The organism is Pseudochrobactrum lubricantis, assembly GCF_041929865.1.
In the GTDB taxonomy this organism is placed as follows: domain Bacteria; phylum Pseudomonadota; class Alphaproteobacteria; order Rhizobiales; family Rhizobiaceae; genus Pseudochrobactrum; species Pseudochrobactrum saccharolyticum.
Genome location: NZ_JBHEEE010000001.1, coordinates 631,917 through 653,059, shown reverse-complemented (window position 1 = coordinate 653,059; position 21,143 = coordinate 631,917). Strand labels below are relative to the sequence as shown.

At 51.5% G+C, this 21,143-nt stretch carries 19 protein-coding genes; 13 read left to right on the top strand and 6 right to left on the bottom strand.

Features of this window, described 5'->3' with window-relative positions:
- The first annotated feature begins 101 nt into the window (after nt 1-101).
- From JNC80_RS02765 to JNC80_RS02755, 3 genes are all read left to right on the top strand, one after another.
- The gene (locus JNC80_RS02765) at nt 102-839 is read left to right on the top strand and encodes an ABC transporter ATP-binding protein (RefSeq protein ID WP_376709631.1); all 738 of its coding nucleotides are present in this window, start codon (nt 102-104) and stop codon (nt 837-839) included.
- Complete coding sequence (locus tag JNC80_RS02760; protein ID WP_376709447.1) at nt 836-3,430, top strand: ABC transporter permease; 2,595 nt, start codon at nt 836-838, stop codon at nt 3,428-3,430. The genes JNC80_RS02765 and JNC80_RS02760 overlap by 4 nt, the downstream gene beginning before the upstream one ends.
- 209 nt (nt 3,431-3,639) lie before the next feature.
- A complete protein-coding gene (locus JNC80_RS02755; RefSeq protein ID WP_075654041.1) occupies nt 3,640-4,371 on the top strand; it encodes a Bax inhibitor-1/YccA family protein in 732 nt (243 codons plus the stop codon).
- Between the two features lie 67 nt (nt 4,372-4,438).
- Here the strand turns inward: JNC80_RS02755 and JNC80_RS02750 are convergent, their stop codons facing one another.
- Entirely contained in the window at nt 4,439-7,096 is a 2,658-nt protein-coding gene (locus JNC80_RS02750; protein WP_376709446.1) for an autotransporter family protein, read from the bottom strand.
- A 178-nt stretch (nt 7,097-7,274) separates the two neighbouring features.
- Entirely contained in the window at nt 7,275-9,965 is a 2,691-nt protein-coding gene (gene acnA / locus JNC80_RS02745; RefSeq protein ID WP_374828045.1) for an aconitate hydratase AcnA, read from the bottom strand.
- 346 nt (nt 9,966-10,311) lie between these two features.
- Between acnA and ccmA the strand changes: the two genes are divergently transcribed.
- The 5 genes from ccmA to JNC80_RS02720 all read left to right on the top strand — a co-directional run bounded on the left by ccmA (nt 10,312) and on the right by JNC80_RS02720 (nt 13,305).
- Nucleotides 10,312-10,971, top strand: coding sequence for a heme ABC exporter ATP-binding protein CcmA (gene ccmA / locus JNC80_RS02740; RefSeq protein ID WP_376709630.1), 660 nt, complete (start codon nt 10,312-10,314; stop codon nt 10,969-10,971).
- A complete protein-coding gene (gene ccmB, locus JNC80_RS02735) occupies nt 10,968-11,633 on the top strand; it encodes a heme exporter protein CcmB (RefSeq protein WP_022711326.1) in 666 nt (221 codons plus the stop codon). The genes ccmA and ccmB overlap by 4 nt, the downstream gene beginning before the upstream one ends.
- Before the next feature lie 81 nt (nt 11,634-11,714).
- Nucleotides 11,715-12,530: a heme ABC transporter permease gene (locus tag JNC80_RS02730; RefSeq protein ID WP_376709445.1), complete on the top strand. Its 816-nt coding sequence runs from the start codon at nt 11,715-11,717 to the stop codon at nt 12,528-12,530.
- Entirely contained in the window at nt 12,527-12,685 is a 159-nt protein-coding gene (gene ccmD / locus JNC80_RS02725; protein ID WP_075654044.1) for a heme exporter protein CcmD, read from the top strand. Before JNC80_RS02730 ends, ccmD begins: the two co-directional genes overlap by 4 nt.
- 2 nt (nt 12,686-12,687) lie before the next feature.
- Nucleotides 12,688-13,305, top strand: a complete 618-nt coding sequence (locus JNC80_RS02720; RefSeq protein ID WP_376709443.1) for a DsbE family thiol:disulfide interchange protein — start codon at nt 12,688-12,690, stop codon at nt 13,303-13,305.
- A 50-nt stretch (nt 13,306-13,355) separates the two neighbouring features.
- On the opposite strand, the gene JNC80_RS02715 is transcribed toward JNC80_RS02720, so the two are convergent.
- A complete protein-coding gene (locus JNC80_RS02715; RefSeq protein WP_376709442.1) occupies nt 13,356-13,709 on the bottom strand; it encodes a MerR family transcriptional regulator in 354 nt (117 codons plus the stop codon).
- A gap of 78 nt (nt 13,710-13,787) precedes the next feature.
- Between JNC80_RS02715 and JNC80_RS02710 the strand changes: the two genes are divergently transcribed.
- Entirely contained in the window at nt 13,788-14,603 is an 816-nt protein-coding gene (locus JNC80_RS02710; protein ID WP_376709441.1) for an aminotransferase class IV family protein, read from the top strand.
- Between the two features lie 43 nt (nt 14,604-14,646).
- On the opposite strand, the gene ilvD is transcribed toward JNC80_RS02710, so the two are convergent.
- The 3 genes from ilvD to JNC80_RS02695 all read right to left on the bottom strand — a co-directional run bounded on the left by ilvD (nt 14,647) and on the right by JNC80_RS02695 (nt 17,474).
- Entirely contained in the window at nt 14,647-16,491 is a 1,845-nt protein-coding gene (gene ilvD, locus JNC80_RS02705) for a dihydroxy-acid dehydratase (RefSeq protein WP_376709440.1), read from the bottom strand.
- Between the two features lie 233 nt (nt 16,492-16,724).
- Nucleotides 16,725-16,961, bottom strand: a complete 237-nt coding sequence (locus JNC80_RS02700) for an Lrp/AsnC ligand binding domain-containing protein (RefSeq protein WP_022711319.1) — start codon at nt 16,959-16,961, stop codon at nt 16,725-16,727.
- Nucleotides 16,962-17,084: 123 nt separating this feature from the next.
- Nucleotides 17,085-17,474 carry an MliC family protein gene (locus tag JNC80_RS02695; protein WP_022711318.1) on the bottom strand — a complete coding sequence of 130 codons (390 nt, stop codon included), beginning with the start codon at nt 17,472-17,474 and terminating at the stop codon, nt 17,085-17,087.
- 246 nt (nt 17,475-17,720) lie between these two features.
- Here JNC80_RS02695 and JNC80_RS02690 point away from each other — a divergent pair, with 246 nt between their 5' ends.
- From JNC80_RS02690 to cysW, 4 genes are all read left to right on the top strand, one after another.
- Nucleotides 17,721-18,116 carry a hypothetical protein gene (locus JNC80_RS02690; RefSeq protein ID WP_306402117.1) on the top strand — a complete coding sequence of 132 codons (396 nt, stop codon included), beginning with the start codon at nt 17,721-17,723 and terminating at the stop codon, nt 18,114-18,116.
- Between the two features lie 170 nt (nt 18,117-18,286).
- Complete coding sequence (locus tag JNC80_RS02685) at nt 18,287-19,306, top strand: sulfate ABC transporter substrate-binding protein (RefSeq protein WP_370637792.1); 1,020 nt, start codon at nt 18,287-18,289, stop codon at nt 19,304-19,306.
- A 24-nt stretch (nt 19,307-19,330) separates the two neighbouring features.
- Nucleotides 19,331-20,242: a sulfate ABC transporter permease subunit CysT gene (gene cysT, locus JNC80_RS02680; protein ID WP_376709439.1), complete on the top strand. Its 912-nt coding sequence runs from the start codon at nt 19,331-19,333 to the stop codon at nt 20,240-20,242.
- Nucleotides 20,232-21,113, top strand: coding sequence for a sulfate ABC transporter permease subunit CysW (gene cysW, locus JNC80_RS02675; protein WP_075654050.1), 882 nt, complete (start codon nt 20,232-20,234; stop codon nt 21,111-21,113). Before cysT ends, cysW begins: the two co-directional genes overlap by 11 nt.
- Nucleotides 21,114-21,143 lie beyond the last annotated feature (30 nt).

Genomic DNA, 21,143 nt, shown 5'->3' with positions numbered 1-21,143 from the left:
AGTATTTCACCCTTTGCCCTGTACATTAGCTTTCTGTGACCCCAGATAGAAAACAATCTGTCTTCAGAGCCTCCGCCATTTATCAGGGAAATGACGTGACCATGCAGCCTCACCAATCCGGTATTACGCTTGAGAATATTGATCTCACACTGGGCAGCAATGCCGCCCGCGTCCATGTTCTCAATGATATTTCCCTGAAAATACAAAGCGGTGAATCTGTTGGTATTGTCGGCCCTTCGGGTTCGGGTAAGTCTACATTGCTGATGGTGCTGGCAGGTCTCGAAAAGGTCGATAGCGGTCAGGTGCTTATCAGCGGCGAACGGATCGACCGGATGAGTGAAGATCAGGCCGCCGCCTTTCGCGGGCGCAATATAGGCATTGTTTTTCAGTCCTTTCATTTGATCCCCAATATGACAGCACTGGAAAATGTGGCGGTACCGCTGGAGCTTGCAGGGCGCGATGATGCATTTGTCGTTGCCGAACAGGCTTTGAAATCCGTCGGGCTTGGCCATCGTCTGTCGCATTATCCGGCGGCACTTTCCGGCGGTGAGCAGCAGCGTGTGGCGATTGCCCGTGCCTTGGCACCGCGACCGGCTATTCTGATTGCCGACGAGCCGACCGGAAATCTTGACAGTGAAACCGGCAACCAGATTGCTGATCTGCTTTTCTCCAAACAAGAAGAATACGGGCTGACAATGGTGCTGGTGACGCATGATCCGTTGCTGGCTGCCCGTTGCGGACGGGAAATTCAGGTGCGCTCCGGTCGTATTCATTCTGATCCTGTGTCTGGCAAGAGCCACACACATGAAGAGGTCGTTCAGGCGGAAGCCGCGCAATGACGGCGGGCACGACAGGGATGACAGGTAAAGTTGCAACGAAGCCGTCTTTCGCACTGGCGCTGCGCTTTGCATTGCGTGAAATGCGTGGCGGTTTGACCGGCTTTTATATTTTTCTCGGTTGTATCGCGCTTGGTGTTGCTGCCATTGGCGGGGTGAATTCCGTTGCCCGTTCTATTGCCGATGGTCTGGCAGTTGAAGGACAGGCCATCCTCGGCGGTGATGTCAGCTTTATGCTCAATCAGCGTGAGGTGACGGAGCAGGAACGGCAGTTTTTGAACGCGCAAGGCACTGTGTCTGAGAATATCACCATGCGTTCAATGGTACGCATGACAGATGGCTCCGATCAGGCACTGGTTGAAGTGAAGGCCGTGGATAGCGCCTATCCGCTCTATGGCACATTAAAACTGGCACCGGATCTGGCGGCTTCAGAGCGTTTTGCATTGCAGAACGGAGCCTATGGCGCGGCTGTGCCGCAGCTTTTGCTGGATCGTCTGGGTCTGAAGCTCGGTGACCAGATCATGCTCGGCTCGGCAAAGTTTGCGTTGCGGGCGATTATTGAGAGCGAGCCGGATATGCTGGGTTCCGGCATGGCTTTGGCACCGCGTTTTTTGACATCTGATGAGGCTCTGCGGGCGTCCGGTCTTATTCAGCCGGGTAGTCTGGTCAACTATATTTATAAAATCGCCTTGCCGGATACAACGCAGGCGGGGGCACGGGATACACGTCTGACAGCACTGGAAGCTGCGGCAGAGAAAAACTTCCCTGAAGCAGGCTGGAATATCCGCAACCGTAATAATGCGGCACCGGCTTTATCTGCTAATATTGAGCGGTTCTCGCAATTTCTCACTCTTGTCGGCCTCACATCGCTGATTATCGGCGGTGTCGGTGTTGCCAATGCAGTGCGCAGTTTTCTCGACGGCAAACGGCCTGTTATTGCGACCTTTAAATCGCTCGGCGCATCGGCTGATTTTGTGGTGCTGATTTATCTGTTTCAGATCGTGGCTATTGCGCTGATCGGAATTGTCATTGGTCTGGTACTGTCACTGGGGCTCAGCGCCGCGGCGATCTATGGCCTGTCATCTTATCTGCCGGTCAACGGCGGGCTCAAACTCTACCCGCAAGCGCTGTTGCTGGCGACAGCTTTCGGGCTGATTACCACGCTGATCTTTGCCCTTCTGCCTTTGGGGCGGGCACGGACAATTCCGGCAACGGCTTTGTTCCGCCAAAAAGGTTTTGACCAAAGCGGCTGGCCGCCGCTGCTCTATATGCTGACTGCCGGACTTCTGCTGCTGATATTGATCGGGCTGGTGCTGTTTTTTGTTGAAGATCAGCGCATTGCCGGTGTGTTTATCGTGGGAGCGGTTGCTGCGTTTATCATTCTGCGCGGGGTCTCATACGGGTTGCGGATGCTGGCGCGTAAAGCGCCGCGGTTCCGCTCTCCGGCTTTGCGGCTGGCAGTCGGTAATATTCACCGTCCGGGTGCGTTGACGCCGTCCGTTGTGCTCTCGCTCGGTCTTGGCCTGACTTTGGTGGTGGCGCTGGCTCTGGTTGACGGTAATCTGCGCCGTCAGATCACCCAGAGCCTGCCTGCTCATGCGCCGAATTTCTTCTTTGTCGATATTCAGAATACGGAAATTGATGGCTTCCGCGATCTGTTGGCGAAAACAGCACCGGAAGGCAAAGTCGTCAGTGCCGCGATGTTGCGTGGACGCATAGTGGCTTTGAACGGCACTGATGTTGATAAGGTGACTGTGCCGCCGCAGGGTGCATGGGTGCTGCGCGGAGATCGCGGTATTACTTATGCGAAAAATCTGCCAGAAAACTCCACAATGACACAGGGTGAGTGGTGGCCAGCAGATTACAGCGGTGAGCCGCTGGTATCTTTTGCGGCCAAAGAGGCGGAAGAGCTCGGGCTGAAAATCGGTGATACGGTGACAGTGAATGTGCTTGGCCGCAATATTACTGCGAAGATAGCCAATTTCCGTCAGGTACAGTGGGAAACACTGGCAATCAATTTTGTTATGGTGTTCTCGCCGAATACTTTTGCCGGCGCGCCGCATTCATGGCTGGCGACACTGACTGATGCCAATGCGGCACCGGAGCAGGAGGCCAATGTGTTGCGCACGGTAACGCAAACTTTCCCTGCGGTCACATCTGTGCGGGTTAAAGATGCGATTGAAGTGGCCAATGATCTGATCAGCCAGCTGGCGGTGGCTATCCGCTGGGCTGCATCGGTTGGCTTGCTGGCGGCAATTCTGGTGCTGGCCGGAGCACTGGCGGCAGGTAATCGTGCCAGACAGCATGATGCGGTGGTGCTGAAAACATTGGGTGCCACACGCCTCACATTGATCCGCGCTTTTGTCTATGAATATGCGCTGCTTGGCTTGGCAACGGCCGTTTTTGCCCTTGGAGCGGGTGGTCTGGCTGCATGGTTTGTGGTGGTAAAGCTGATGAATTTGCAGATGCGGATGCTGCCGGACGTGGCATTTTTCACAGTGCTGACGGCGCTGGTTCTGACTGTCGGTTTTGGTCTTGCCGGTACATGGCGGGTGCTTGGGCAGAAGGCAGGGAGTGTTTTACGGGAATTATAAAGGCTTAGATACTCTGTTTTATCGTGCTGAGAGAAACAGGGCGCAGCGTAAAAGATTCTAAAAACAAAGCTTTTTTACTGGTAAAGGGTTGTTTGGTCTTGTTTTGAACATGCAAAATAACCATTATATCAGGCAGGCATGCTGGGGTTCCGCCAGCGGCGCCTGGGGAGCGCCCCCGACACCGGACGGAACAAGGCAAGAGGAATATTATGGTAGATTTTCGTAATGTACAGGCGCAGAGCCCGGTCGGGGCGCGCGCAGACGCAGCCGTCGATCAGGGACTGCGCTCATACATGCTTGGCGTTTATAATATGATGGCGATTGGTCTGGCCGTAACCGGTCTGGCTGCACTCGGCACATCCTATCTCGCCATGAACAATCCGGCCTTCGCACAACTTATGTATGGCAGCCCGCTGAAATGGGTCGTAATGCTTGCTCCATTGGCTGCCGTATTTTTCCTGAGCTTCCGCATTGAGCGCATGAGCGTTGCAACCGCGCAGCTGACATTCTGGGTTTATGCCGGTTTGGTTGGTCTGTCGCTGTCCTCGATCTTCCTCGTCTTTACTGGCGAGAGCATCGTGCGTACGTTCTTCATTACCGCAGCCTCTTTTGGTGCCCTGTCGCTTTACGGCTACACCACCAAGCGTGACCTGTCGGCAATGGGCTCGTTCCTGATGATGGGTCTGTTCGGCCTTATCATTGCCTCCGTGGTTAACATCTTCCTCGGCTCTTCTGCTCTGCAGTTTGCAGTATCGGTTCTTGGTGTTCTGATCTTTGCCGGTCTTACCGCCTATGACACCCAGCAGATCAAGGAAATGTATTACGAAGGTGATGCATCGGATGCGATGGGTCGCAAGATTGTAATGGGCGCACTGCGTCTTTACCTCGACTTCATCAACATGTTCATGTTCCTGCTCAACTTCCTGGGCAATCGTGAATAGTGCTGAAGGTTTTCAGGTTTTGAAATCAGAAAGGGCAGCCGCAGGGCTGCCCTTTTTCTTTGTAGTTTCACCAGCGTATCTTAAATCCGAGATTGCCGGAGAGACTGTAATTGTCACTGATATTCTTCGTGGCGCCGCTGGTTTCAACTGTCCCGAAGATGGCATATTTGCCGTCATTCCAGCTATAGGTCGAACCCAGCGTTAATTGCAGCTGTGTGCGGGCTTGTCCGCCGGTATAGAAAGGCGTGCCGGAGACAAGGATGAGATTGGAATTTCCTGTGAAGTTTTGCTGCACACCAATCATGCCGTAAAGATCCAGTTTTCGGGTGAAACCGGCAGCATCCTGCCATGCATTTTCATAGTTCGTTGCCAGACCAATTCGACCCAGCACATCATTCTCATTGGAGTGATGGACTCTGGCATCGTAGAAATCCGTATAATCCTTCAGATTCAGACCGGAATAGGTCAGTTGTGCCTGCGGTGTGAATGACCAGAAATCATTATACTGGATACGTTTTCCGACTTCGATGCCAAAACCATAACCGGCATTATTATGATCGGAGACATGGTTCTTCCGTGTCAGATCAGAATAAAGGTCGGTCTTGTACCAGCTGACCTGTGTCTGGGCATCGACATAAAAACCATTATCGCCATACCATGTCAGAGCACCGCCGAAACCATAGGCCTGCGTGTTGATATCGCCATCGCCATAGCGCGAATAGCTTCTGCTTTTGGCGTCAATATAATGCACCCAGCCGCTTCCGATCAGGCGACCGGTCTCGGTTTCGCGCAACTGGCTGTCGAGACCCGCTTGTACCAGCCAGTAATTCTGGCGGTATTTGCTGGCAATGGTTGATGATTGCGAGCTGTAGTTTTCCTGACCGGCCTCTGTGCGTATCCAGAACAGTCCTGTATCCGTTACGACTGTACCGGCTTCAGGTGGCTGATAACCAGACCCCACGCCATCGCCTTGGGCAATATGATGGGTTCCTGCACCACTCCAGTAGCGGTTTCCTGCGCGTGTATAGAGCGATGACATCAAAGTCTGATTGATGCTTCTCATGCTTTCTACATTATTGTTGTAAAGCGGCACGCCCGGTTGATAGCGCGGATCCGGATTTGGCCCCGGAGGTGTTGGAGGTGTTGGCGGTACAGGCGGAGCGGGTGGTGTCGGAGGTCCGGGAGGCACTGGCGGGCCTGGTGGAACAGGAGGCCCCGGGGGGGATGGTGGAGAAACAATAGAGCTGCGTAAATACCAGTTACCGTCATCTGTTGAAGGGAGGCCTTTTTCGAGCGTATAGGCATAAGCGCCAGCGATAATGGCATCTTTTTCATCGGATGTGGTGTAATCAGGATTACCCAGAAACATCGTAGCGTCTGACTGCCCGTCTACTTCAATGATCTGAATGCCGTTGACAGTGGAGGCACCGTTTCCATATTTATTTTGTACTATTATAGCTGATGAGCCTAATGTAATTCCGGTAATATTTATTTTGTCAGTGAAGGAGTAGTCATCACCTAAATTTACATCAATAACAATTTTACTGTTTTCATTACCAATGTAACTTCCATTGATTTTCATTTCAAAAAAATTTGAGCTGTCACCCGGTGATAAAGTTGCATCACTAGAGATATCTGAAATATTTACAAATCCTGATAGTGTAGATGTGTCTCGTAGAAATACTTTATTCTCAATGGTTAATATATTTTGTTGTGATCCGGTATGTATGTAGGAGTTGTTAAATACGTATATTTCCCCTCTTCCTGTAATGTTGCTATTTAAATTGTACACTCCATTTGTGTTGAAGAAATTTATTAACGCTATCCCCTCTCCTGTTTCTATTGAATTGGCAATAAATTGACCGCCTGACTGGGTGTTGCTACCAATGTTAATTGTTCCTTTTGAGCCAGGTTTTTGGGCGATAATAATCTTATTGGCCGTTTGCAATGTTGCATTGTTTAGAAGGGTGATTGTGGCGTCACCACCTTCAGCTAAGATAATATTGTCACGTGATAATAATTTGCTGTCTGCATCCGATATTGTTGCTTCAAAATCGGAGTTTTGAATTTTGGCTAAAGTCAAATTTTCAGTAAAAATTTGAGCGCCCTCAGTGATATGTAGACTCGTAAAGCCTTTATTTGCGAAGGTTGTTTGGCCAAGGGTTGCCTGAGTTCCTGAATCTTTCGCAAAAATTTGCAATGAGGATGCATAATCTTCACCTGTTGAAAATATGGAATTTGTGTTGGTTTGGATTAAACTTGCGCCAGATTGCAGTACAATCTTAGTTGGACCTGGATTGTATCCATGATTTAAGTTTCCGCCGATTGAAAGTTTTCCGTTGCTGGAAATGCTTATTGTATTTCCAGTTTCTGCTTTTTCAAGCAGAACGAATTCTATTACATTGAGTGTTCCTCCATCAATATTTAACTTTGGAGAGTCTGTGCTGGTTGTTGCACCAAAACTTAATTGATTTATTGTGGTGTTATTACCAGATGTAATTGATGGGGCGAAAATAGCAGATTTACTAAATATTACCCTGTCGGCCTCTCCTGGTATGCCATTGACCTCGGCCCCGTTGCCTTTCGCCCAGTTACTTGTCTCAAACCAGTTTGTGTTAACTGTTCCGCTCCAAGTGTATTCTGCTGCATGTAAAATACTTGGTTGGGAATATAATATCGTTGTAGATAAAATTAATGCGTAATATTTATTTGATTTAAGAACCATGATTATCTCCTTGGTTCTTAATTGATATGTTTAATGTTTACTCATATCAGCTGTTATATTTAACAAGATTTTAATTTATATGATAATTTAACGTTTATAAATCTACGCTGTGACTTTTATAGCAAGACGCCGCTGAATTTCTTCAGCGGCGTTTTTATTCATATTAAGCGCTTAGCTATCAGGCTTTGGCCAGATCACGCAGAACGGTCTGCAGAATGCCGCCGTTCTTCATGTAGTCCAGCTCATCCAGCGTATCGATACGGCAGATCAGAGGTACCTGCTTCACTGAACCGTCAGCGAAAGTGATGGTTGCATTGGTCTTCTGGCGCGGACGAATGTCTGCCAGACCTTCAATGGTTACCACTTCGTCGCCCTTCAGGCCGAGGGACTGCCAGCTTGTGCCTTCTTCAAACACAAATGGTACAATGCCCATGCCGACGAGGTTGGAGCGGTGAATACGCTCAAACGACTGCGAGATCACAGCTTTAACGCCGAGCAGGTTGGTGCCCTTAGCAGCCCAGTCACGGGACGAGCCGTTACCATATTCAACACCGGCAAACACAACCAGCGGAACGCCCTCTGCCTTATACTGCATTGCTGCATCATAGATCGAGGTTTCTTCCTTGCTTGGGTAGTGAATGGTGTAACCGCCTTCGCGACCATTTTCACCGAGCATGTGGTTGCGGATACGGATATTCGCAAAAGTACCGCGCATCATAACTTCGTGGTTACCACGACGTGTACCGTACTGGTTGAAGTCTGCAACGGCAACGCCGTTATCGAGCAGATATTTACCGGCAGGGGACTGTGCCTTGATAGAACCGGCAGGGGAGATGTGGTCAGTGGTGATCTTGTCACCGAACAGGCCGAGCACGCGAGCGCCCTTGATGTCGGAGATTTCACCGGCTGATTTGCCCATGCCTACGAAATATGGCGGGTTCTGCACATAGGTCGAATTATCGTCCCATGCATAGGTCTGGCCGGCTGGTACCTGAACGGCCTGCCAGTTTTCGTCGCCCTTGAACACATCGGCATATTTTTCCGAGAAGATCTTGCGCGTTACGTTCTTGGCAATGAATTCCTGAATTTCAGCCGATGAAGGCCAGATATCACGCAGGAATACAGGATTGCCGTCTTTGTCTTCACCAATTGGTTCTTTGGTCAGATCCTTGGTGACTGTACCGGCCAGAGCGTGAGCAACAACCAGTGGCGGGGATGCCAGATAGTTGGCCTGAACGTCAGGAGATACACGGCCTTCAAAGTTACGGTTACCGGAGAGAACAGCAGCGCCGATCAGACCTTTTTCATTGATGGTCTTGGAGATCGGAGCAGGCAGCGGACCGGAGTTACCGATACAGGTGGTGCAGCCGAAGCCAACCAGGTTGAAGCCCAGTGCGTCGAGATCTTTCTGCAGACCTGCATTTTCCAGATAGGCAGCAACAACTTGGCTACCAGGTGCCAGCGATGTCTTAACCCAAGGCTTGGTTTTCAGGCCTTTGGCAACAGCATTGCGGGCAAGCAGACCGGCAGCAATCAGCACGCTCGGATTCGAGGTGTTGGTGCAGGAAGTGATCGCAGCGATCACAACATCGCCGTGGCCGAGATCGAAATCTTCGCCTTCAACAGCGTAACGTGCGGTCTGACCGGTTGTTTTCTTGTATTCTGTTTCCAGAGAAGTCGCGAAACCGGAAGCAATGCCTTCCAGAGCAATACGGCCTTCAGGACGCTTTGGACCAGCCATGGATGGAACAACGTCGCCCATATCCAGTTCAAGAATGTCTGTGAAGACAGGATCTGTGCTGTCAGCTTCACGCCACATGCCCTGTGCACGGGAGTAAGCTTCAACCAGTTTGAGACGATGTTCGTCGCGGCCGGTTGTGTTCATATAGTTGAGGGTTTCTTTGTCTACAGGGAAGAAACCACAGGTCGCACCATATTCAGGGCCCATATTGGCAATGGTTGCGCGGTCGGCAAGGGTCATATTGTCGAGACCCGGACCGAAGAACTCAACGAATTTACCGACAACGCCTTTTTTACGCAGCATCTGGGTAACGGTGAGCACGAGGTCAGTCGCGGTGACGCCTTCTTTGACCTTGCCGGTCAGTTTGAAGCCGATAACTTCCGGCAGCAGCATGGAAACCGGCTGGCCGAGCATCGAAGCTTCCGCTTCAATACCACCAACACCCCAGCCAAGAACGCCAAGGCCGTTGACCATGGTTGTGTGGCTGTCTGTACCAACGCAGGTGTCAGGATAAGCAACGGTTTCGCCGTTTTCTTCCTTGGTCCATACGGCCTGAGCCAGATATTCAAGGTTAACCTGATGGCAGATACCTGTGCCCGGAGGAACAACGCGGAAGTTCTGGAATGCCTGCTGGCCCCATTTCAGGAAGCGGTAACGCTCGGCATTGCGCTGATATTCGAGATCAACGTTGTTTTTGAATGCCTGCGGGTTGCCGAATTCGTCAACGATCACGGAGTGGTCGATCACGAGGTCAACAGGAACCAGCGGGTTGATTTTTTCAGCATCGCCGCCGAGTGCCACCATGGCATCGCGCATCGCAGCAAGGTCAACAACGGCAGGAACGCCGGTAAAGTCCTGCATCAGCACGCGGGCAGGGCGATAGGCGATTTCCGCACCGGCGGAACCGCGATCAACGAGCCATTTGGCGATATTCTCGATATCCGCTTTCTTGACGCTGCGGTCATCTTCGAAGCGCAGAAGGTTTTCAAGCAGAACCTTCATGGAGAATGGGAGTTTGGATACGCCTTCAAGACCGTTTTTTTCAGCTTCGGTCAGGCTGTAATAAACATAGTCTTTGCCGTCGACGGTAAGCGTCTTACGGCATTTGAAACTATCGATGTGAGACACGATGTTCGTCCTTCATGCTTACTGGCCGGAAAACCAGGACGAACGCCTCTGCTGCGTTTCAAGGACGCGCTTAGGTGCGGGTGCAGTCATTTCCGCTGTCCGTCCCGAGGCCTGTGCTTAACAAGGAACTTGTTTAACAAACATCAGGCTTTAGAGATCGGCCAAAAATGGTTTCCACGCCGACCGCTGGCATGGTAGCTGCTATATAGTCAGTTTTTTAAAACTGTTCCAGACTCTTAAAGCGTAAAATTATGCTGTTGCGGCGAAATGTTGCGGCTTGTTTTGTCGAGGTTCCTGATAGGGAAAACCGGACAATTTGATGAATATTCGTGGTATCGGAGGCCTTATGCGGCTTGTTGCGGAAAATCTGAGCGGAGAACGGGGCGATAACCTCCTGTTCAACTCTCTGTGCGCAAGCCTGAGCGATGGTCAGGCTTTGATTATCACAGGGCCGAATGGCGCAGGAAAATCAACACTGCTGCGAATCATTGCCGGTCTGTTGCCCGCTTCTGACGGTACGGTCTGGCTGGAAATAGATGGGGCGCAGGAGCCGGTGATGGCACACAGCCATTATCTCAGTACCCTCAATGCGATGAAGCCGGCGCTGAGTGTTTATGAAAATCTGAAATTCTGGCAGGATTTTCACGGAAGCCCGCTGCACGACATTGATGAGGCGCTGGAAATTGTCGGCCTCTATAATATTGATCATCTGCCTTACGGTTATCTCTCCACAGGGCAGAAGCGCCGCGTAACTATTGCCACGCTGCTCTGCTCGCACCGGCCTTTATGGCTGCTGGATGAGCCGACCTCGGGGTTGGACACCTATGCGCAAGCGATGTTTGCCGGTGTGATGCGTGAACATTTAAAAAAAGGCGGCATGATTGTTACGGTCACGCATATTGCGCTCGGGCTAGATCAGGCCGGTTCTGATGCGGTGCAGCATTTACGGCTTGAAGATTACCAGTTTGGCGACCATAGCGCTGAAGCGCAGGGCTGGTTGCTATGAAGGCTTTGTTCTGGCGAGATTTGCGTATTGCCATCCGCGCAGGCGGTGGTGCTTTAACCGGCATCCTGTTTTATCTGGCTGTTGCCGCCGTCGTGCCTTTTGCTGTCGGGCCTGACCTTAAATTGCTGGCGCGCATTGGCCCTGCAATGTTGTGGCTCGGTGCACTTCTGGCGGTACTTCTCGGTCTTGACCGGTTGTTTCAGGCGGATCGTGAAGACGGCTCGCTGGATGTGATGATAATGGCGCGGGAACGCCATTTTCTGACCCTGACAGTGATTGTGAAATGTCTTGCGCATTGGGTAGCAACGGTTTTGCCGCTGGTGATTGCCGCGCCGTTTCTCGGGCTGATTATGAATATGGAGCCGCTGGCAATCGGTGCAACAGCGCTTACCTTGCTGATTGGCACACCGGCGGTGATCTTTATCGGTGCATTGGGCGCGGCGCTTGCCGTTTCCATGCCGCGCGGCGGGTTGCTGGTCTCGGTGATGATCCTGCCTTTGACTATTCCGGTGCTGATTTTCGGTGTTTCGGCATCCTATGGTGCGGTGACTGAAAATGCAGCTTTTCTCTCACCTTTGCTGATGCTGTCGGCGAATACACTGATTGCTGCTATTATCGGGCCATTAGCCGCAGCTTTCGCATTGAAAATTTCGACAGATTAAACCCATATTCTGAATAAGAGTGCTGCCTCTTGTGAGGCCGCTCTAAGGATAGCTTAAGCTTACAAATATATCCGGGTATCTATGACTGAACGATCAACTGATAAAGCCTTATCCAAAGATGCACCGCGCCGCTTTCAGGCGCTGCTCGATCTGGCTAATCCGACACGCTTTCTGAGCCTGAGCAGTGCAATCCTGCCATGGCTGTCGGCGCTGACTGTGCTGTTATTGCTGACCGGTCTTTATATGGTGTGGTTCGCGCCGGAAGACTATCAGCAGGGGCTGACCGTGAAGATCATGTTCATCCATGTGCCTTTCGCATGGCTGTCGATGATGTGCTACACGGTGATGACCATTGCAGCACTCGGCACATTGGTCTGGCGACATCCGCTGGCTGATGTCTCGGCCAAAGCTGCCGCACCGCTCGGCGCAATGTTTACCGCATTGGCGCTGGTTACCGGTTCACTGTGGGGCAAGCCGATGTGGGGCACGTGGTGGGTGTGGGATGCACGCCTGACCTCGGTTTTCATTCTGTTTCTGATGTATCTCGGTATCATCGCGCTGACCCGCGCCATGGACGATCAGGCAAAAGCTGCGCGAGCTGCCGCTGTCCTGACACTGGTTGGCTTTATCAATATTCCGATCATCAAATTCTCAGTCGACTGGTGGAACACATTGCATCAGCCTGCATCCGTGTTGCGTATGGAGGGGCCTGCCATGCCGCCGAGTATGCTTTATCCGTTGCTGGTAATGGCACTGGCGATGACCATGCTGTTTTTCACGCTGCATCTGATGGCAATGCGTAACGAGATTTTCAGTCGCCGTATTGCGGCAATGCGCAAGATCGCAGCCCGCAATGCCGAGCGCGAAAACCGTAAGCCGGCAGGAGAAGCGGCATGACGCATCTGAGCTATGTTCTTATTTCCTATGGTGTTTCTGCCACGGTGATTGTGGCGATTGTTGCATGGATATTGCTGACCCAGACACGTTTGCGGGCAGAGCTTGCACGACTTGAGAAGCAGGGCATTCGCCGCCGCTCGCAAAAGGCTGATTGATAATGACTGATCCGGTGAAGACATCCGGCGGAACGGATGCTCCGCAGAACAAAAAACGCGTTGTGGTGGCGCTTCTGCCGCTGCTTATTTTTGCAGCACTTGCCGGTATTTTTACATGGCAGTTGCTGAGCGGAAAAAATATGCAGGAAATTCCCTCAGCTTTGATCGGGCGCGATGCACCGCTGACCGATCTGCCGCCGCTGGAAGGATTGCGGCTGGCTGACGGAACGCTGGTGCCGGGCTTGAAAGGCGCTGATCTGAAGGGGCAGGTGACGCTGGTCAATATCTGGGCATCGTGGTGTGTGCCGTGTCGTGATGAGCATCCGCAGATTATGAAGCTGGGGCAGGATCCGCGCATTAAAGTGGTAGGTCTGAACTATAAAGACGCGCCGGAAAATGCACTGGCCTTTCTGAACAGCCTCGGCAATCCTTACAATGTCGTCGGCACAGATCGCTCCGGCCGCGCCGGTATTGAATGGGGTGTTTACGGCGTGCCGGAAACCTTCATCGTCAACCGCGAAGGCAAGATTGTTTATAAATTCGTCGGGCCTTTGAGCACAGAAAGTCTCATCAAACAATTCATGCCGGAGGTTGAGAAAGCTTTATCAGATAAGAGCTGATGTCTGAAGAATGTGATTATACTGTACTTGCCACGGTGCAGTTGTAAATTTTAGTTGCTGTCGATTTCCTGTAAAAAGCTCTCCAGCATGTTCTTGCTTTTGGTTAGTTTGGCTGCCTTTTGGTCGACCAGCTGAATCTGTTCATGCAGGGTCTTTCGCAGTTCATCGCAAGGCTCAAATACGGGGTTTTCTCCTCTTATACATGGAAGAAATTGCCGGATAGTCGTTAGTGTCATGCCGGCAGCGCCAAGCAGTTTGATCCGCTTCACAGTACGAACCGCATTACTATCATAATCCCGATAACCACTTGTTGAGCGCTGAGGTGTCAGCAGCCCTTCAGCTTCATAATATCGAAGCATGCGTATGGTGACATTTGTCCGCTTTGATAGTTCTCCGATTTTCATTGAATGCCCTTGACTCTGACAGTGCTGTCAGACTGTAAAGCATTTGCTCCTTCATTGAAATCATTCAGGAGCAATAGAATGTCATCAGGAACTGAACAATTTCAGGCTCAGATTAATGGCCTTGCTGCAACAAAAGAAGAGCTCATTCCACTGGCTTTTTCCGGGTTTGCGCATTTTACTGCTATGCAGGTGCGCAACCGCAAAGTGAAGGGGTTGGATCTTCATCTGGCTCGCTTGCAAGCTGCATCGGCTGCTTTTTATGGCAGAGCATTATCTGATGAAGTGCTGAAATCTTATATCAAAACTGCAATCAATGCCGGACCGGAGGATCAGTCGCTTATGGTGACGGTGTTTTCCCGTCATGGTGAATTTACGGCGCAGAGTATGGACGTAGAGCCTGCTGTGCTGGTGCGCACAGCATTGCCATCTGATGGTCCGCAAGGGCCTTTACGATTAAGTGCGGTTACTCACGAAAGACCTCTTGCAAATATAAAACATGTGGGGGAGGCCGGTAAAACCTTCTATTTACATGAGGCTATCAGGCAAGGGTTTGACGATGCGGTATTTGTCGATAGGCAGGGTCGGCTGAGTGAGGCAACAATCTGGAATATTGTTTTTTGGGATGGTGAAACGGTTATTTGGCCAATAGCTGAAATGCTGACGGGGACAATGATGGGCATTGTCCGGCGACAATTGGAACGCCTTGGGGTTCCTCAACGTCATGAAGAAATAACCATTGCGCGGCTTTCTGAGATAAAAGGAGCGGCGGTTATGAATTCATGGACACCGGCAATACCGGTAAAAGCTATTGCATCAACCCTTATTCCCGAAGCGAAATCATTTATAGATTTGCTTCATAAAGCTTATGAAGCCGAGCCAGCTTATTCGCTTTAATGTTGAAAAGGCCCCGTGGAGGGGCCTTTTAGTATGGTTTGAATTACTCAGGCACGTGTCTCACCGCACCTTTGGCGGCGCTGGTAGCCATGGCTGCATAGGCACGCAGTGCTGTGGTGACTTTGCGCTTGCGCACTTCTGTCGGCTTCCATGCGGCAATGCCTTTGGCTTCCATCTCTGCACTGCGTTTTACTAGCACAGCATCATCAACAGCCAGATGGATTTTGCGGTTCGGAATGTCGATCTCGATCAGATCACCTTCTTTAACCAGACCGATCAGGCCGCCTTCAGCGGCTTCCGGCGAAACGTGACCGATGGAAAGACCGGAAGAACCGCCGGAGAAACGGCCGTCAGTAATCAGCGCACAGGCTTTGCCCAGACCTTTCGACTTCAGATAGCTGGTCGGATAGAGCATTTCCTGCATACCCGGACCGCCGCGCGGGCCTTCATAGCGGATCAGAACAATATCGCCTTCTTTGATCTTGCCGTTGAGAATGCCGAGAACCGCGCTGTCCTGACTTTCAAAAATACGCGCAGGGCCGGAGAAGGTCAGGATGCTGTCATCCACACCGGCAGTTTTAACGATACAGCCATCTTCCGCCAGATTGCCATACAGTACGGCCAGACCGCCGTCCTGTGAGAAGGCATGTTCTTTGGTGCGGATAACGCCGTTTTCACGGTCGCTGTCGGTGTTGTCGAAATAACGGTTCTGGCTGAATGCAACCTGTGTCGGAACACCACCCGGTGCAGCACGGAAGAACTCATGCACGCTTTCATCGGATGAACGTTTGATATCCCATTTTTCCAGCGCATTTTTCAATGTGCCGGAATGTACCGAGCCGACATCGGTGTTGAGCAGGCCCGCGCGGTCAAGCTCACCGAGAATACCCATAATACCACCGGCGCGATGCACGTCTTCCATATGCACATCCGGCACGGCAGGTGCAACTTTACACAGCACCGGCACTTTGCGTGACAGGCGGTCAATATCGGACATGGTGAAATCCATTTCCGCTTCATGCGCTGCCGCCAGCAAATGCAGAACGGTATTGGTGGAGCCGCCCATGGCGATATCCAGTGTCATTGCATTTTCAAAAGCTGCAAAGCTGGCAACTGCGCGTGGCAACACGCTCTCATCATTGCCTTCATAATAACGCTTGCAGAGGTCAACAACCAGACGACCGGCTTCAAGAAACAGTTCTTTACGTGCCGCATGGGTTGCCAGCGTCGAGCCGTTGCCCGGCAGGGAAAGGCCAAGCGCTTCGGTCAGGCAGTTCATCGAGTTGGCGGTGAACATACCGGAGCAGGAGCCGCAGGTCGGGCAGGCGGAGCGCTCAATCGCGTCCACTTCTTCGTCGGTGTATTTGTCGTCGGCGGCTGCAACCATAGCATCAACCAGATCAAGCTTTTTAACCTTGTCATTCCAGACAACTTTACCAGCTTCCATCGGGCCGCCGGAAACAAATACAACCGGAATATTGAGGCGCAATGCGGCCATCAGCATACCCGGTGTGATCTTGTCACAGTTGGAAATGCACACCATCGCATCGGCGCAATGGGCATTGACCATATATTCAACCGAGTCGGCGATGATTTCGCGTGATGGCAGCGAATAGAGCATACCGTCATGCCCCATGGCGATACCGTCATCGACCGCGATCGTGTTGAATTCTTTGGCAACGCCGCCTGCTTTTTCGATTTCGCGGGCGACCATCTGGCCGAGATCTTTCAGATGCACGTGACCCGGCACAAACTGGGTAAAGGAATTGACCACAGCGATAATCGGCTTGCCGAAATCACCGTCTTTCATGCCTGTGGCGCGCCAGAGGCCGCGCGCACCCGCCATATTGCGGCCGTGGGTGGAAGTTCTTGAGCGATAGGCTGGCATGATCTTATTCCCTTATGCATTAACAGCGCTGCGAAACTCCTGTTTGCAGAAGTTGCAGAAATGCAGTGTTATCTTTTCAGATATGTCTTACAGTACCCGAGCGTACGGTGCAAAGTACAAATTGCCTCACATGCAAAATTCTTCGCGTGCAGCAGCGCAAAATAAAAAAGCATCGCCCGTTTGAGACGGGCAATGCTTCATCGTCGATATTACCGGCGTTTCTGTGACTGAACTCAGAAAGCTTTGAAAGTCAGCGTTGTCAGCGAGCGGATGATATGCGGGATATCATGAACATTATCATTGATGAATTTGCCGATATCATCACCTTCCTGAATGTAGATCTTTGCGAGAAGATCATATTCGCCGCTGGTGGAATAAAGTTCCGAGGCGATTTCACGCTCATAGAGCGTCTTGGCAACATCATAGGTTGTGCCGGGTTTGCACTGGATTTGCAGGAATACTGGTTTCATCTCACATCTTTCCTGTAAGAGAACGGATCATATAAAATTCAAAGCAGGTCAGGAAGACTGCTGTCTGACGGCACAAATAGCAGTCTGTGTGCTTTAAGGGTAGCGAAAAATCCTGCCTCAATTTTACTGTGCAGCTTTATCCTTGTTTACACAATTGCTGAACAATGTCTGTTCTTTGGCGCTGTCATCGGCTTCAAGAAACGACAGAATGCCTTCATCGCCTTTTGTATGCCAGCGATAGCTGTCCTGTTCATCAAGAGCGATATAACGTGCACCTGAAGCCGCTGGCCAGATACGCATCGGCACCAGCTTGCCTTCCGTGTAAAGAACAGCTGCTGATTCATCATTTTTCAGACCGTTGATGTAGACAACATCCAGTTCAACATTCCGCTCGCATATATAGGTCACTTTGGTAAGCGCCTGCATCTCGTCAGCTTCCTGCGCGGCAACACTGCCTGCAAAACCGCAAAGTAAAAGACCGGCAGAGAGTGATGGGATGATTGCTTTCAGCATCAGTTTATCCTTTTCGTTTACAGCACTTACAGAGAAGGCAGGGAACCTGCGGGCAGAAAAACAGGTCTGTTTGCGGAATTTAAAATAAGATTCTTATTTTGATCGTCCAATAAAAACCGTATCTGGCATTAATATGATTATTTGTCAGATATTTAAAAGCAGAGACAGCATAGTTCAGCAGAAAAGGCATTATAGCGCGTGATACAGGCTGGTTTGACATTTCGCAAAATATTCACCCCTGCGGGCATGCGCATCAGTGCGTTTGCTGCCCTCGCTGTGCTCACCGGTTGTGCCGGTGTGAATTATGTACAAGCCAAATATCAGGGGCTGCCTTCCGTTGAATTCGTCGGAAAAAGCGGTGTTAATTATCGTATTGTCGATAACCAGACCGAAAGCCGTCTGCTGATCGGGCCGGGGCTGGCAGGCACAGCCACGCAGAATTTTGTCAAAGGTTTCTCCACCGGAACAGGGCTTGGTGTCACGCCGCCGGTTGTATTCCGCGATGTGGCGGAGGAATATCTGAAATCTACCGGAAAACGCTGCGAAACCCGTGATGTGACACTGGTTGTCGATCCTTATTATGAGGTGCGCTATAAGTGCAGCCTGCGCAGTCCCCGTATGGGTTCGGGTATGGTTTTTTGATGCGGGACGCTGAACTGTCTTTGGCAAAGGCGAATTTTTATTTTACAATGCGCTCATCTGAGGAAGATTATTTCCGTGGGAGCGGAGTATTGAGGTTCCTGTAGCATCCTTCTCCGTTCCGGCTCTGTTAGTTTGTTTTTGAACATGAAACGGAGGCCTTGATGATACTGATGCGAAATACTTTTTCCGCCTTTGCTGCGCTGATCGCTGTATCTGCGGTGTCCATCCCTGTGCAGGCACCCGCTGCCCAGACCCTGCTGAATGTTTCTTACGATCCGACGCGGGAATTATATAAAGAATTTAACGATGCCTTTGCCAAACACTGGCAGGCCGAAACCGGAGAGACGATAACCCTGCGCACATCGCATGGCGGCTCCGGTGCGCAGGCACGTTCTGTTATTGACGGTATCCCCGCAGATGTTGTGACGCTTGCTTTGCAAAGCGATATTGATGCCATTGTCGAGAAAAGCGGCAAGATCAATGCGGACTGGCGGCAGAAATTTCCGAATAATTCCGCGCCTTACACCTCAACCATCGTCTTCCTGACCCGTAAGGGCAATCCAAAGGGCATTAAAGACTGGGGCGATCTGATTAAAGACGGGGTGGAGGTGATTACACCTAACCCGAAAACCTCCGGCGGTGCCCGCTGGAATTATCTGGCCGCATGGGCATGGGCGCATAGCGAATATGGCGGCGATGAAGCCAAGGTCAAAGCCTATATGACGGAATTGTTCCGTCATGTGCCGGTGCTGGATACCGGTGCGCGTGGCTCGACCACCAGTTTTGTGCAACGCCAGTTGGGCGATGTGTTGCTGGCATGGGAAAACGAAGCCTATCTGTCAGTTGCGGAATTCGGAGCGGATTCTTTTGACATTGTCGTGCCGCCGCAATCCATTCTCGCCGAGCCGCCGGTTGCTGTGGTGGACAAGAATGTCGATGCCAAAGGTACCCGCAAACAGGCGGAAGCCTTCCTGACCTATCTCTATTCCGAAGAGGGGCAGAAGATTGCAGCCAAACATTTCTACCGGCCGTCAAAGCCTGAATTAGTGCCGGAGGCCGACCGTAAATGGCTGACGGATGTCAAGCTCATCACGATTGATGACCCGTTATTCGGTGGCTGGGTTAAGGCGCAGCCTGCACACTTCGGGGATGGCGGCACATTCGATCAGATTTATAAACCGGTCAAATAAGTTCCGTCTTTCATGGTGTTACCTATGGTAGAACTCACAACAAAAACGGGCGGCGGGAAACCGGATCAGCCACATAAAAGCGGGAAAAAACCACCTTTCTGGCAGGCATGGCGCAAGCCGTCCATCCTGCCGGGTTTTGGCCTGACACTGGGCTTCAGCGTGGCCTATCTGTCCCTGCTGATCCTGATCCCGCTGATGGTGCTGATGCTCCATGCCGTCGGGGTGGGGCCGGCACGTTTCTGGCAGCTGGCGACTGATCCCCGATTGGTTCATGCCTTGCAGGTCAGTTTTTTCAGCGCGATCTTGGCCGCGCTGATTAATGTGGTTTTCGGCGGCATTGTTGCATGGGTGCTGGTACGCTACCGCTTTCCGGGCAGAAGGCTGGTCGATGCGATGGTCGATCTGCCTTTCGCGCTGCCCACTGCGGTTGCCGGTATTGCGCTGACAGCGCTTTATGCGCCGAAAGGCTGGATCGGTGCATGGCTGATGCCGCTGGATATCCGTATTGCTTTTACACAGGCCGGTATTGTGGTGGCGCTGGTTTTTATCGGTCTGCCATTTGTGGTGCGCACGATCCAGCCGGTGATTGAAGAGATCAGCCGTGAACAGGAAGAGGCAGCGGCAACGCTGGGTGCAAGCCGCTTTCAGACTGTGTTCCGTGTACTGTTGCCCGGTTTGCAACCGGCTATTTTGACCGGCTTTTCGCTGGCCTTTGCCCGTGCGGTCGGGGAATATGGCTCGGTGATTTTTATCGCCGGTAACCGGCCTTATTCGACCGAAATCGCGCCTTTGCTGATCTTCATCAAGCTTGAGGAATTCGATTATTCCGCAGCTACAGTGCTGGCCACGGTGATGATGCTGATTTCTTTTGTGATGCTGCTCATCGTCAATCTGATCCAGACGCGGACACGCAGGAGATATGGCTATGGCAGCTAGTGCCGGAAAACTGTTTTCGCGTCGTCTGAAACATAATCACACGACCCATAACCGCTCAGCGGTCACAGAAACACCGGCTATGCGCTGGTTTCTGACAATGACAGGGCTGCTGTTTATGGCCTTGTTCATTGTGCTGCCGCTGATTGTGATCTTCGCGCAGGCTTTCAGCAAAGGCACCGGTGCGTATCTGGAGGCACTGACTGATCCGGATGCGGTTTCAGCTATCCGTCTGACTTTGCTGATTGCGGCTATTGCAGTGCCTTTGAATATGGTTTTCGGGATTGCTGCTTCATGGGCGATTGCCAAATTCGAGTTTCGCGGCAAGACCTTTCTCATCACGCTGATTGATCTGCCGTTTTCGGTATCACCGGTGATTTCAGGGCTGGTTTTCGTGCTGCTGTTCGGCGGTAACAGTATGCTCGGATCATGGTTTCAGTCGCATAATATCCAGATATTGTTTGCTGTTCCCGGTATTGTTCTGGCAACGATCTTTGTCACTTTTCCATTTGTTGCCCGTGAGCTGATCCCGCTGATGCAGGAACAGGGAACAGGCGATGAAGAGGCAGCCTTGTCTCTCGGGGCAAGCGGCTGGAAAACCTTTCTCTATGTGACTTTGCCGAATATCCGCTGGGGGCTGCTTTACGGCGTGCTGCTGTGTAATGCGCGTGCAATGGGAGAGTTTGGTGCGGTGGCGGTGGTGTCGGGGCGTATTCGCGGATTGACCACGACTATGCCGCTGCATGTGGAGATGATGTATAGCGAGAATATCGTGGCGGCATTTGCAGTGGCATCACTGCTGGCGGGACTGGCGCTGATAACACTCGTTTTGAAAACCATACTGGAAATGCGTTTTTCGCATGACGGGGTTTAGTTTGTAATGCGTTTTGCGCATGAATAGCGC

What these genes read in the sequence shown, in the direction of transcription:
- JNC80_RS02765 (WP_376709631.1), top strand. Translation starts at nt 102, where the DNA reads ATGCAGCCTCACCAATCCGGTATTACGCTTGAGAATATTGATCTCACA.
- JNC80_RS02760 (WP_376709447.1), top strand. Translation starts at nt 836, where the DNA reads ATGACGGCGGGCACGACAGGGATGACAGGTAAAGTTGCAACGAAGCCG.
- JNC80_RS02755 (WP_075654041.1), top strand. Translation starts at nt 3,640, where the DNA reads ATGGTAGATTTTCGTAATGTACAGGCGCAGAGCCCGGTCGGGGCGCGC.
- JNC80_RS02750 (WP_376709446.1), bottom strand. Translation starts at nt 7,096, where the DNA reads ATGGTTCTTAAATCAAATAAATATTACGCATTAATTTTATCTACAACG.
- ccmA (WP_376709630.1), top strand. Translation starts at nt 10,312, where the DNA reads ATGCGGCTTGTTGCGGAAAATCTGAGCGGAGAACGGGGCGATAACCTC.
- ccmB (WP_022711326.1), top strand. Translation starts at nt 10,968, where the DNA reads ATGAAGGCTTTGTTCTGGCGAGATTTGCGTATTGCCATCCGCGCAGGC.
- JNC80_RS02730 (WP_376709445.1), top strand. Translation starts at nt 11,715, where the DNA reads ATGACTGAACGATCAACTGATAAAGCCTTATCCAAAGATGCACCGCGC.
- ccmD (WP_075654044.1), top strand. Translation starts at nt 12,527, where the DNA reads ATGACGCATCTGAGCTATGTTCTTATTTCCTATGGTGTTTCTGCCACG.
- JNC80_RS02720 (WP_376709443.1), top strand. Translation starts at nt 12,688, where the DNA reads ATGACTGATCCGGTGAAGACATCCGGCGGAACGGATGCTCCGCAGAAC.
- JNC80_RS02715 (WP_376709442.1), bottom strand. Translation starts at nt 13,709, where the DNA reads ATGAAAATCGGAGAACTATCAAAGCGGACAAATGTCACCATACGCATG.
- JNC80_RS02710 (WP_376709441.1), top strand. Translation starts at nt 13,788, where the DNA reads ATGTCATCAGGAACTGAACAATTTCAGGCTCAGATTAATGGCCTTGCT.
- ilvD (WP_376709440.1), bottom strand. Translation starts at nt 16,491, where the DNA reads ATGCCAGCCTATCGCTCAAGAACTTCCACCCACGGCCGCAATATGGCG.
- JNC80_RS02700 (WP_022711319.1), bottom strand. Translation starts at nt 16,961, where the DNA reads ATGAAACCAGTATTCCTGCAAATCCAGTGCAAACCCGGCACAACCTAT.
- JNC80_RS02695 (WP_022711318.1), bottom strand. Translation starts at nt 17,474, where the DNA reads ATGCTGAAAGCAATCATCCCATCACTCTCTGCCGGTCTTTTACTTTGC.
- JNC80_RS02690 (WP_306402117.1), top strand. Translation starts at nt 17,721, where the DNA reads ATGCGCATCAGTGCGTTTGCTGCCCTCGCTGTGCTCACCGGTTGTGCC.
- JNC80_RS02685 (WP_370637792.1), top strand. Translation starts at nt 18,287, where the DNA reads ATGCGAAATACTTTTTCCGCCTTTGCTGCGCTGATCGCTGTATCTGCG.
- cysT (WP_376709439.1), top strand. Translation starts at nt 19,331, where the DNA reads ATGGTAGAACTCACAACAAAAACGGGCGGCGGGAAACCGGATCAGCCA.
- cysW (WP_075654050.1), top strand. Translation starts at nt 20,232, where the DNA reads ATGGCAGCTAGTGCCGGAAAACTGTTTTCGCGTCGTCTGAAACATAAT.